The sequence below is a fragment of the Streptomyces sp. NPDC006384 genome (genome assembly GCF_042870695.1).
Taxonomy (GTDB): Bacteria; Actinomycetota; Actinomycetes; order Streptomycetales; family Streptomycetaceae; genus Streptomyces.
Genome location: NZ_JBIAHR010000002.1, coordinates 396,232 through 407,513, shown reverse-complemented (window position 1 = coordinate 407,513; position 11,282 = coordinate 396,232). Strand labels below are relative to the sequence as shown.

9 protein-coding genes and 1 pseudogene are annotated in these 11,282 nt (G+C 71.1%); 7 read left to right on the top strand and 3 right to left on the bottom strand.

Annotated elements, in window-relative coordinates; genetic code table 11:
• Positions 1–72: 72 nt before the first annotated feature.
• The gene (locus ACFYOJ_RS03935; protein WP_356550733.1) at positions 73–537 is read left to right on the top strand and encodes a hypothetical protein; all 465 of its coding nucleotides are present in this window, start codon (positions 73–75) and stop codon (positions 535–537) included.
• A 104-nt stretch (positions 538–641) separates the two neighbouring features.
• Positions 642–799: pseudogene (locus ACFYOJ_RS03930) on the top strand (DUF255 domain-containing protein); the annotation flags it as partial.
• Between the two features lie 33 nt (positions 800–832).
• Here ACFYOJ_RS03930 and ACFYOJ_RS03925 read toward each other — a convergent pair.
• Together ACFYOJ_RS03925 and ACFYOJ_RS03920 are read right to left on the bottom strand one after the other, a co-directional pair.
• Positions 833–1,240, bottom strand: coding sequence for a PIN domain-containing protein (locus ACFYOJ_RS03925; protein WP_356550729.1), 408 nt, complete (start codon positions 1,238–1,240; stop codon positions 833–835).
• The gene (locus ACFYOJ_RS03920) at positions 1,237–1,500 is read right to left on the bottom strand and encodes a hypothetical protein (RefSeq protein WP_356550727.1); all 264 of its coding nucleotides are present in this window, start codon (positions 1,498–1,500) and stop codon (positions 1,237–1,239) included. Before ACFYOJ_RS03920 ends, ACFYOJ_RS03925 begins: the two co-directional genes overlap by 4 nt.
• A 137-nt stretch (positions 1,501–1,637) precedes the next feature.
• On the opposite strand from ACFYOJ_RS03920, the gene ACFYOJ_RS03915 reads away from it, so the two are divergent.
• The 5 genes from ACFYOJ_RS03915 to ACFYOJ_RS03895 all read left to right on the top strand — a co-directional run bounded on the left by ACFYOJ_RS03915 (position 1,638) and on the right by ACFYOJ_RS03895 (position 10,415).
• Positions 1,638–3,668, top strand: coding sequence for a thioredoxin domain-containing protein (locus ACFYOJ_RS03915; RefSeq protein WP_356550725.1), 2,031 nt, complete (start codon positions 1,638–1,640; stop codon positions 3,666–3,668).
• Positions 3,669–3,872: 204 nt separating this feature from the next.
• On the top strand, positions 3,873–5,135 hold the full coding sequence (locus ACFYOJ_RS03910; protein ID WP_356550723.1) for a glycosyltransferase: 1,263 nt from the start codon (positions 3,873–3,875) through the stop codon (positions 5,133–5,135).
• Entirely contained in the window at positions 5,132–6,781 is a 1,650-nt protein-coding gene (locus ACFYOJ_RS03905; RefSeq protein WP_356550722.1) for a phospholipid carrier-dependent glycosyltransferase, read from the top strand. The genes ACFYOJ_RS03910 and ACFYOJ_RS03905 overlap by 4 nt, the downstream gene beginning before the upstream one ends.
• Positions 6,778–8,004: a glycosyltransferase family 2 protein gene (locus tag ACFYOJ_RS03900; protein ID WP_356550720.1), complete on the top strand. Its 1,227-nt coding sequence runs from the start codon at positions 6,778–6,780 to the stop codon at positions 8,002–8,004. Before ACFYOJ_RS03905 ends, ACFYOJ_RS03900 begins: the two co-directional genes overlap by 4 nt.
• A complete protein-coding gene (locus ACFYOJ_RS03895) occupies positions 8,001–10,415 on the top strand; it encodes a galactose oxidase-like domain-containing protein (RefSeq protein WP_356550719.1) in 2,415 nt (804 codons plus the stop codon). The genes ACFYOJ_RS03900 and ACFYOJ_RS03895 overlap by 4 nt, the downstream gene beginning before the upstream one ends.
• A gap of 47 nt (positions 10,416–10,462) precedes the next feature.
• Here ACFYOJ_RS03895 and ACFYOJ_RS03890 read toward each other — a convergent pair whose 3' ends face one another.
• A complete protein-coding gene (locus tag ACFYOJ_RS03890) occupies positions 10,463–11,194 on the bottom strand; it encodes a Mut7-C RNAse domain-containing protein (RefSeq protein ID WP_356550718.1) in 732 nt (243 codons plus the stop codon).
• Positions 11,195–11,282 lie beyond the last annotated feature (88 nt).

The following is an 11,282-nucleotide window of genomic DNA, read 5'->3' as shown; positions in this document are numbered from 1 at the left end:
ATCTTGAACACTCGCACGAGCGCAGGAGCGCTCCTCGTATCCGTCCTGCTCCTCTCCCTCACTGGATGCAGCATGAATTCCAGCAAAGAATCCGACGGCATCCCATCTGCTGGCACGAGCAGCTCACAGGACGCCGCCCAGGAGACACAGAAGGTGTCCAGTGAGCTGTACGACCTGATCAGCGTCAAGGGAAAGGCGTCCGACAGCAGTCCGGGTGTTCTGTCATGTGGTGGCAAGGACCGCGAGAAGTACTTCCGGATCTTTCACCCTTGGAGCTTCTACCCTGCTTCCTCCAGTGAACTGGACGACGCGCTGGAGCAACTCCACGCGAACCTGCCGAAGCACGGCTGGAAAGTCGTCGAGTACGGCCCCGACACGAGCATGAACAAGAACATCAGCCTGACTGCCGACAACGACGAGAAGAAACACAGCGTCAACGTCTCGCACCGGGCAAAAAACAACCCCCCGAAGCTCGCCTTCTTCGTGATCTCCGGCTGCTACCAGATCCCGGACGGTGAGGAGATCCAGCGCTTCTGACCGCCTCGTGCGCGGGCGTGCGCATGTCCGTGGCCCTGTCTTGGCGCAGCGGCCGCGGGCCGGGTGTGGTGTCCGCCGGGGACGGGTACGCGAGGCCGGGAGGTATGGCCGATCGACTTGCGCAGGCGTTCGTCCCCGTACCCCTCCAGCACGCGGAGAGCCCCGTCGACTGGTGGCCCTGGCCGGAGGAGGCGTTCGAGGAGGCCCGGTGGCGGGACGCCCGGCGCTGCTGAGTGTCGGATGCTCCGCCTGCCACAGGTGCCGGTGAACTCGCGTCCCCAGTAGTCGGCGGTGCTCACACCTCTCTGACGATCACGCGGCTACCGCAGAGCTTCGACCAGTCGTCGCGGTCGGAAGTCAGGACGATCACGGGCGCTGGGACGCGGAGCGCGAGCGCGGCGACAAGGGCGTCGATCGCGTACTTGTGCCCATGCAGCCCGCCTGCGTCCTGAAGCAACTCCACTGCGGTCAGTGAGTCCTCTTGACCGACTGGTTCCACCCGCAGCCTGGAGAGCACCCACTTCAAGCGCGCCAGATCGGTTTTCCCGTGCACGGCTTCGACGACGGTCAGCGCGGACACGAAGAGGGGAACTCCGGCCTGTCGGGATGCCTCGACGCGAGCCGCCATTTTCCGGTCGTTGCGCAGCAGCAGGGAAAGCGCCTCGGAGTCGAGCACCAGCGAGCGGGCCGGCTGCTCCTTCACGCAGCGCCCCGCTCGGCGTTCTCGTCGCCGAACAGTTCGCGTCGAGCAGCTTCGATCTCCTGCTCGGTGAGCGCGCCGTGTTCCTCCTCGTGGGCCGCGACGATCTCGGCGAGCCCGTCCATGGCGAGCTGATGTCTGACAGCCTCGGTGATGTAGCCGGACAGTCCCCGGCGGCCGGTCCGAGAGCGGAGCTCGCTGACCAGATCGGCGGGCATGGACACGGAGATGTTCTCGGTGGTCCCGGCTCGGGGCGACTTCATGCCCCCACTGTAATACATGCTCTATTACAACAGGGGGTATTTCGGTGCTTTCATGGGCAGGAGGACAGGTCCCGTCCGTGCGTCGCGCCCCCGTGGCGTGTGGGCGGGGCGGGGGCGGGTGCGCGAGGATGGGAGGTATGGCCAACCGACTTGCGCAGGCGTCGTCCCCGTACCTCCTCCAGCACGCCGACAACCCCGTCGACTGGTGGCCCTGGTCGGAGGAGGCGTTCGAGGAGGCCCGGCGGCGGGACGTCCCCGTGCTGCTGAGCGTCGGCTACAGCGCTTGCCACTGGTGCCACGTCATGGCGCACGAGTCCTTCGAGGACGGTCCGACCGCCGAGTTCCTTAACTCGCACTTCGTCTCCGTCAAGGTGGACCGTGAGGAGCGGCCCGACGTGGACGCCGTCTACATGGAGGCCGTCCAGGCGGCGACCGGGCAGGGCGGCTGGCCGATGACCGTGTTCCTGACCCCGGACGCCGAGCCCTTCTACTTCGGCACCTACTACCCGCCCGAGCCCCGGCACGGCATGCCGTCCTTCCGGCAGGTGCTCCAGGGCGTCCACCAGGCCTGGACGGACCGCCGGGGCGAGGTCACCGAGGTCGCGGAGAAGATCGTGCGCGAGCTCGCCGGGCGGGAGATCTCCTACGGCGACGGTCAGGCGCCGGGTCCGGCCGAGCTCGGCCAGGCGCTGCTCGGGCTGACCCGGGAGTACGACGCGCAGCGCGGCGGGTTCGGCGGGGCGCCGAAGTTCCCGCCGTCCATGGTGGTCGAGTTCCTGCTCCGCCACCACGCGCGCACCGGTGCGGAGGGCGCGCTGCAGATGGCGCGGGACACCTGTGAGCGGATGGCGCGCGGCGGGATCTACGACCAGCTGGGCGGCGGTTTCGCCCGCTACTCCGTGGACCGCGAGTGGGTGGTGCCGCACTTCGAGAAGATGCTGTACGACAACGCCCTGCTGTGCCGGGTCTACGCCCACCTGTGGCGTTCCACCGGGTCGGACCTCGCCCGCCGGGTGGCGCTGGAGACCGCCGACTTCATGGTGCGCGAACTGCGCACCGCGGAAGGCGGGTTCGCCTCCGCGCTGGACGCGGACAGTGACGACGGGACCGGGAAGCACGTCGAGGGCGCGTACTACGTGTGGACGCCCGCGCAGCTCGTCGAGGTCCTGGGGGAAGAGGACGCCGAGCTCGCCGCGCAGTACTTCGGCGTGACCGTGGAAGGCACCTTCGAGCACGGCACGTCCGTGCTGCAACTGCCGCAGCTGGGGGGCGCGTTCGACGCCGAGCGGATCCTCTCCGTGCGGGAGCGGCTGCTGGCTGCCCGTGCGGAGCGCCCCGCGCCCGGCCGGGACGACAAGGTGGTCGCCGCCTGGAACGGCCTGGCGATCGCCGCGCTCGCCGAGACCGGCGCCTACTTCGACCGCCCGGATCTGGTGGAGGCCGCGGTGGCCGCCGCCGACCTGCTGGTGCGGCTGCACCTCGACGAGCACGCCCGGCTCTTCCGCGTCAGCAGGGACGGCCGCGCGGGCGCGCACGCCGGGGTGCTGGAGGACTACGCCGACGTGGCGGAGGGTTTCCTCGCGCTGGCGTCCGTCACCGGGGAGGGCGTCTGGCTGGACTTCGCGGGGCTGCTGCTCGACCACGTCCTCACCCGCTTCACCGACGGCTCCGGTTCCCTCTACGACACCGCCGCCGACGCCGAGAAGCTGATCCGCCGCCCGCAGGATCCCACCGACAACGCCACCCCGTCCGGCTGGACCGCCGCCGCGGGCGCCCTGCTGTCCTACGCCGCCCACACCGGCTCCGAGCCGCACCGCACCGCCGCCGAGCACGCACTCGGCGTGGTGAAGGCGCTGGGGCCGCGCGTCCCGCGTTTCATCGGCTGGGGGCTGGCCGTCGCCGAGGCCCTGCTGGACGGGCCCCGGGAGGTCGCCGTCGTCGGTCCGGACCCGGCCGACGGTGCCGCCGCGGAGCTGCACCGCGTGGCGCTGCTGGGGACGGCGCCCGGTGCGGTGGTCGCCTTCGGCGCCGAGGGCGGTGACGAGTTCCCGCTGCTCGCCGGGCGGCCGCTGGTGAACGGGGAGCCGGCCGCGTACGTCTGCCGGAACTTCACCTGTGACGCGCCGACGACCGATCCGGAACGTCTGCGCACCGCCCTGAACGGCTGAAACGGCGGGAAGTGAAAGATGCGGGACGGGGCCGGAGGCGGGATGTCCGTCTCCGGTCGTCGTGGTGAGGAAACATGCTCTTCACGTAATCACCCTGTGAGCAGCACGGATTACCCCTAGCCTCTTCACCGTGCCGCGTCGGAGCGGGCACCCGGTCGGGTGCGCTGCCGCGGCCCGGGGGATTCAAGGATCTGGGGGGATCTTTTGCTGACGTCCGTCTTCATCGCCGCCGTTTCGCTGGCGTTGTTCTGGATGGCGGCGTTCACGCTGTGGTGGCAGATGCACGCCTGGCGCACGCCCGAGGTGCTCGCCTCGACCCGGTTCAGCCCGCCGGACGGGGACGAGCACGTGTCGTTCTCGCTGCTCGTGCCCGCGCGGCACGAGCAGGCGGTGCTGGACCACACCATCCAGCGGCTGCTGACCTCGTCCCACACCGATTTCGAGATCATCGTGATCGTCGGGCACGACGATCCGGAGACCACCGCCGTCGCCGAGCGGGCCGCCGCCCGGGATCCGCGCGTGCGGGTCGTCGTCGACACCCATGAGAGGAAGAACAAGCCGAAGGCGATGAACACGGCGCTGCCGTACTGCCGCGGCGACGTCGTCGGGGTCTTCGACGCCGAGGACCAGGTCCATCCCGAGCTGCTCGCCCACGTCGACCACGCCTTCCGCACCACCGGCGCCGACGTCGTCCAGGGCGGCGTCCAGCTGATCAACTTCCACTCCAGCTGGTACAGCCTGCGCAACTGCCTGGAGTACTTCTTCTGGTTCCGCTCCCGGCTGCATCTGCACGCGCAGAAAGGGTTCATCCCGCTCGGCGGCAACACCGTCTTCGTGCGCACGGACGTGCTGCGCGGGGCCGGCGGCTGGGACCCCGACTGCCTGGCCGAGGACTGCGACCTCGGCGTCCGGCTCTCCAGCGCCGGCCGGAAGGTCGTCGTCGCCTACGACTCCGACATGGTCACCCGGGAGGAGACCCCGGGCTCGCTGGTCTCCCTGCTCAAGCAGCGCACCCGCTGGAACCAGGGCTTCCTCCAGGTGTACCGGAAGAAGGACTGGAAGCAGCTGCCCACCTTCACCCAGCGGCTGCTGGCCCGCTACACCCTGATGACGCCGTTCCTCCAGGCCTTCACCGGTGTGATCATCCCGCTGAACGCGGCGATCGCGCTGCTGCTGGACGTGCCCGTCGGCATCGCCTTCGTGACCTTCCTGCCGGCCGTCACCGCGCTGGTCACCTTCGTCTTCGAGGTCGTCGGTCTGCACGACTTCGGCAAGCAGTACGGCCTGCGCGTCCGCTTCGTCCACTACGTGAAGCTGATCGTCGGCGGTCCCTTCTACCAGGTCCTCCTCGCCGGGGCCGCCGTCCGCGCCGTGTGGCGCGAGCAGCGCGGCCGCAACGACTGGGAGCTGACCAGCCATGTCGGCGCCCATCTCGCGCCGGCGGACCGAGAGGACGTTCCCGCGTGACCTCCACCCTTCCCGCGGCGGCCGGCACCCAGGTCCCCGCGCAGCGCCGCCCTGCCCACGACACCGTCCCGGCCCCCGGAGACGGCGCGCCGCCGGGCCGGCTGCGTTCCTCGCGTCCCGACCTCCTGCTGTGCGGCGCGCTCCTCCTCGCGATCATGGTCGTGCAGGGCTGGAACATCTCCGCCTACCCGGCCCTCAGCGACGACGAGGGCACCTACCTCGCCCAGGCCTGGGCCGTCCAGCAGGGCGAGGGCCTGGCCCACTACACGTACTGGTACGACCATCCGCCGCTCGGCTGGATCCAGATAGCCGTGCTGACCTGGATCCCCGCGCTGATCAGCCCCGAGTCGATGACCGTCGGCACCATGCGCGGCGTGATGCTGGTCGTCTCCGCCGTCTCCGCCGTCCTGGTCTACGTCATCGCCCGCCGCCTCGCCCTGCCCCGCTGGGCGGCCGGCCTCGCCATGGCCCTGTTCGGCCTCTCCCCGCTCTCGGTCGTCCTGCAGCGGGAGATCTTCCTCGACAACCTCGCGGTGATGTGGACGCTGCTGGCGTTCGCGCTGGCCGCCTCCCCGAGCCGGCACCTGTGGCACCACTTCGGCGCGGGCGTGGCCGCCGCGACGGCCGTGCTCACCAAGGAGACGATGCTCGTCGTCCTGCCCGCCCTGTTCGTCACCGCCTGGCGGCACAGCCACAAGGACACCCGCAAGTTCGCACTGACCGGCGCCGTCACGGCCTGCGCGCTCATCGGCTTCTCCTATCCGCTGTTCGCCCTGCTCAAGGGCGAGCTGCTGCCGGGCGACGGGCACGTCTCGCTGTGGGAGGGCGTCGAGTACCAGCTCACCCGCCCCGGCTCCGGCTTCATCCTCGACGAGGGTTCCGGCTCGTGGGGCGTCCTGCAGTCCTGGCTGTACTACGACCGTGTGCTGCCGCTCGGCGGTCTCGCCGGGGCGCTGCTCCTGCTGGCCACCTGGCGCTGGTCGGTCACCGCGCGCGCCCTGGCCGGACCGGCGCTGACGGTGGCGATCCTCGCCGCCCTCGCCCTGCGCCCCAACGGCTACCTGCCCGCGATGTACGTCATCCAGGCGCTGCCCTTCCTCGCGCTGGTGCTGGCCGGCGGCGCGGCGAGCGTCGCCCACGCGGTGCTGCGCAGGTGGCGCACGGAGGCCGAGAGCCGGGGCGTCACCCTGGGCCGCTACGTCCTCGCCGGCGTCCTGGTGCTGGCCGCCGGCGCCTATGTCGTACCGCGCTGGTACGACGGCGACCGGACCGCCGTCACCGCCGACGCCAACGCGCCCTACGAGGCGGCCGCGGACTGGCTGGCGAGCGAGGTGCCGGATCCGGAGGACACCCGCGTCCTGGTGGACGACGCGCTGTGGCTGGACCTGGTGCACGCCGGGTACGAGCCGGGGCTCGGTGTCATCTGGTTCTACAAGGCCGACCTCGACCCGGCCGTCACGAAGACGATGCCGGGCGGCTGGCGGGACATCGACTACGTGGTCGCCTCCCCGACGGTGCGGCGCGACGCGGTCGACCTGCCCAACGTCAAGGCGGCGATCGACCGTTCGGCGCCGGTCGCCGTCTTCGGCACCGGTCCGGACCGCATCGAGATCCGCCGTGTCCAGTCCGCCGGAGCCGCCCGATGAGCCACGAGTCCACCGTTCCCGGCGAACTGGGCGAGCGCGAACCGGCCGTCGGCGCCGCGGAGCTGGGGGAGCCGGCCGTGAGCGCCGTGGAGCTGCCCGAGCCGGGCGCCGTCACCATCGTCGTGCCGACCTTCAACGAGTCCGGGAACGTACGGCGGTTGCTGCGTCTGATCACCGAGTCGGTGCCCGCGCGGCTGCCCTGCGAGGTCGTCTTCGTGGACGACTCCACCGACGACACCCCGGACGTGATCCGCGCGGCGGCGCCCGACTGCCCCTTCCCGGTCACCGTCCTGCACCGCGACGAACCGTCGGGCGGGCTCGGCGGCGCGGTCGTCGAGGGCATGAAGGCGGCCGGGTCGGACTGGATCGTCGTCATGGACGGCGACTGCCAGCACCCGCCGTCCCTGGTCCCGGAGCTGGTCGCCACCGGTGAGCGGGCGAACGCCGGGCTCGTCGTCGCCTCCCGCTACACCGAGGGCGGCAGCCGCGCCGGCCTCGCGGGCGGCTACCGGATCGCCGTCTCCCGCGCGGCGACCTGGCTGACCAAGGCGCTCTTCCCGCGCCGGCTGCACGGCATCAGCGACCCGATGAGCGGTTTCTTCGCCATCCGCCGCGGCGAGGTCACCGCCGACGTGCTGAAGCCGCTCGGCTACAAGATCCTGCTGGAGCTGGCCGTCCGCAGCCGCCCGCGGACGGTCACCGAGGTGCCGTTCGTCTTCGAGGAGCGCTTCGCGGGGGAGTCCAAGTCCACGGCCCGGGAGGGGATGCGCTTCCTGCGCCACCTTGCCGGGCTGCGCACCGCCTCCCCGCTGGCCCGCATGGTCGTGTTCGGGCTGATCGGGCTGAGCGGCTTTGTACCGAACCTGGTCGCGCTGTGGGCCTTCACCGAGGCGGGGCTGCACTATCTGCCCGCGGAGATCGCCGCCAACCAGTTCGGCGTGGCCTGGAACTTCCTGCTCCTGGAGCGGGTGCTCTTCCGCGACCGGCGCCGGCACCGGCACTGGGCCGACCGGACCGCGCGGTTCGCGCTGATCGCCAACGCCGACCTGGTGCTGCGCATCCCGCTGATCGCCCTGCTGGTCGGGGAGTTCGGGCTGGCCGTGCTGCCGGCCACCGCGCTCGCCCTCGTCATCACCTTCGTCCTGCGCTTCGCGGGGACGGAGGCGCTCGTGTACCTCCCACGCCGACGCCGTACGGCCCGCACCGCAAGGAGTGACGCATGAGAAGAAGACCGGGGCGGAGGACCTCCGCCCTGCTGGCGGTGTCCGCCCTCACCGGCGGCCTCCTCCTCACCGCGCCGCAGCCCGCCTCCGCCGCCAACCTGATCAAGAACCCGGGCTTCGAGACCGCCGGCACCGGTGACATGCCGTACTGCTGGGAGAAGTCCGGCTGGGGCGACAACGACTTCACCTTCGAGACGGTCGCCGACGCGCACACCGGTGGCAAGGCCATGAAGGTGGAGCTGACCCGCCGCACCGACGGCGACCGCAAGGCCCTGATCACCGAGTCCGCCGAGTGCGCCCCGGTGGTGACGGAGGGCAGGCAGTACGACCTCGGCCTCTGGTACAAGACCACGACCCCGGACGCCTCCCTGACCCTCTTCCGGCACGACACCACCGCCGGCTGGCAGTACTGGACCGACCTCAAGACCCTGGAGATGGCGGCCGACTGGACCGAGGCGCGCGTCCGCACCCCCGAGGTCCCGGCCGGCACCGACCGCATCAGCTGGGGCGTCTCCGTCTACGGCACCGGCTCGGCGACCACCGACGACTACACGATGGAGCAGGTCGCCGTCCCGGTCCCGGACCCGGAGTGCACGGGCACCGCGAAGGAGTGCGCCGACGGCCGCTGGGACGTGCTGCCGGTGGAGAACCCGGTCCGCTCCATGCACTCGGTCGTGCTGCACAACGGCAAGGTGCTGCTGATCGCCGGGTCCGGCAACGACCCGGAGATGTTCGAGGCGGGCACCTTCACCTCGGCCGTCTACGACCCGCGGACCGGCGAGTACCGGACGATCCCGACGCCCGACGACATGTTCTGCGCCGGGCACGTGCAGCTCAAGGACGGCCGCGTCCTCGTCATGAGCGGCAACAAGGGCTACCCCTCGGCGGACGGCACCATCGGCTACCAGGGCTACAAGGACTCGTACGTCTTCGACCCGGAGACCGAGACCTACACGAAGACCAACGACATGAACGACGGCCACTGGTACCCGTCGGCGACCGTCCTCGGCAACGGCGACGTCATCTCCTTCGGCGGCCTGCGCGAGGACTCCACCGGCTCGGTGACGGCCGAACTGTGGTCGGACGAGCAGCAGAGATGGCTGCCGACCTGGCAGGTCAACCAGACCTGGTCGTACTGGGGCCTGTACCCGTCGATGATCCTCATGCAGGACGGCCGGCTCTTCTACTCCGGCAGCCACGTCTTCGGCAACAACATCCCCGGCACCGGCTCCGCCATCTACGACTACGACGCCAACACCGTCACCGAGGTCCCCGGCCTGCAGCGCAAGGACGAGCGGGACCAGTCGATGAGCGTCCTGCTGCCACCGGCGCAGGACCAGAAGGTGCTGACCATCGGCGGCGGCAACATCGACTCCAACCCGGACGCCAACCGCCTCACCGACATCATCGACCTCAAGCAGCCGAACCCCGCGTACGTCGCCGGGCCCCCGCTGCCGCAGGGCACCGTCGACCTCGGCGACGGCCCCGTCCCGCAGACCGGCGACCAGGGCAAGATGTACGTCTCCGCGGTGCTGCTGCCCGACGGCAAGGTGCTGGAGACCGGCGGCGCGCTGCACAACCGGGCCGACCCGGTCTTCGAGACGTCGCTCTTCGACCCGGCGACGGAGACCTTCGACCCGGTCGCCGTCGACCCCGAGGCCCGCGGCTACCACTCCTCGGCGTTCCTGCTGCCCGACGGCCGCGTGATGACCACCGGCGACAACCCGGGCAACGGCTCCTGGAACCACAGCGTGTCGGTCTACACCCCGCCCTATCTCCTCAAGGGCGAGCGTCCGGCGATCACCTCGGTCATCGACACCGAGTGGAACTACGGCGACACCCAGCGGATCACCGTCGACCGGCCCATCGCCAAGGCCGAGCTGATCCGCCCGGCCGCCGTCACCCACTCCTCGGACCCGAACCAGCGCTTCGTCGACCTGCCGCTGTCCGTCGACGGGAACAACGTCGACCTGAACGTCACCAGCAACCCCAACCTGGCCCCGCCCGGCTGGTACATGCTGTTCGCGGTCGACGCCAACGGCGTGCCGTCGGTGGCGGAATGGGTGCACCTCGACGGCCCGCAGGCGCTCAGCACCAAGGACGCCTCCGCGCACGTCCACTCCTTCGCCGACGCCCCGAAGGGCAAGGTGACCGGGCCGGGCAGGAAGCGGACCTCGCAGCCGGTCAGCCCCACCGTCTCCGGCTGCGACCGGCACTACGGCTCCGCCAACCTGTGCGTGCCGACCGCCTTCCCGGCCGAGGTGAAGGCGACGACGGCCGACCGGTGCACCTGGCTGAAGGAGCACGACTACGGCCCTCTGAAGGTCAACGGCAAGGACGACCCGCTGAAGCTGGACCGCGACCGCGACGGCGTCGCCTGCGGCAAGGGGGACGTGCGCGGAAAGCGCTGACGCTCCTGCCGTCCTGACGCCCCGACGGTTCCGCGGTCCTGACGGACCTAACGGTCCTGCCGGCACGCGGCGAGGGCGCGCTCCACGATGGCCTCGAGCTGCTCGTGGTGCGCGCCCTTCCAGTAGGCGCGCCCGCACGCGGTGCACTGCGCGAACACGTCGTACGAGCGCCGGGTGCCGCCTTCGAGCTGGTCCGCCACCTCCTCCTTGGTGGCCTGCCGCAGCAGGCCGTTGCAGGCGGTGCACCGGGTCCAGGGCCGCAGTTCGGGGCGGAAGCGGTCCAGGACGTCGTGGAGCTGTTCGTCGGGGCGGGTGCTGTAGACGTAGGCGCCGGCCCACAGTTCGCGGCGGCGCAGCAGGCCCCGGTCGCGGCTGAGCATGACCCGCTTCTCGGCCGCCGACAGCGCGGCCAGCGCCGGGTCGCCGAGGTCGGTCGCCTGGTAGGCCGTGTCCACGCCGAGCAGGCGCAGCCGGCGGGCGAGGGTGCCGAGGTGCACGTCGAGGAGGAAGCGCAGGGGCGCCCCCGGTACGTGCTGGGGGTGTTCGACGGCTTCCACGGTCACCGACTCGCCGCCCGCGGGGACGTGACCGGGCGTCACCTGTCTGCCGTCCACGAGGAGGGTGCCGACCTCGGTCAGCGGGACGCCGAGGGACTCGACGAGGTGGCCGAGGGTGGAGACGCCGTCGACGGCGGCGCGGGTGATGCCGGTGGTGCGGGCCCTGGGCACGAACAGGCGGAGTCCGGGGGCGAATTCGACGTGGATCTCGGGTCCGTTCACCCGGTCAGGATGCCACGGGGAGGGCGGGCGGTTCCGGGGAAGGAGCGACGGCCACGGGTGATGCGCCGTGGCCGGCGCTCCGCGTGCG

Excerpts from the sequence above, each read along its gene's own strand:
- ACFYOJ_RS03895 (WP_356550719.1), top strand. The coding sequence starts at position 8,001 with ATGAGAAGAAGACCGGGGCGGAGGACCTCCGCCCTGCTGGCGGTGTCC.
- ACFYOJ_RS03915 (WP_356550725.1), top strand. The coding sequence starts at position 1,638 with ATGGCCAACCGACTTGCGCAGGCGTCGTCCCCGTACCTCCTCCAGCAC.
- ACFYOJ_RS03920 (WP_356550727.1), bottom strand. The coding sequence starts at position 1,500 with ATGAAGTCGCCCCGAGCCGGGACCACCGAGAACATCTCCGTGTCCATG.
- ACFYOJ_RS03935 (WP_356550733.1), top strand. The coding sequence starts at position 73 with ATGAATTCCAGCAAAGAATCCGACGGCATCCCATCTGCTGGCACGAGC.
- ACFYOJ_RS03900 (WP_356550720.1), top strand. The coding sequence starts at position 6,778 with ATGAGCCACGAGTCCACCGTTCCCGGCGAACTGGGCGAGCGCGAACCG.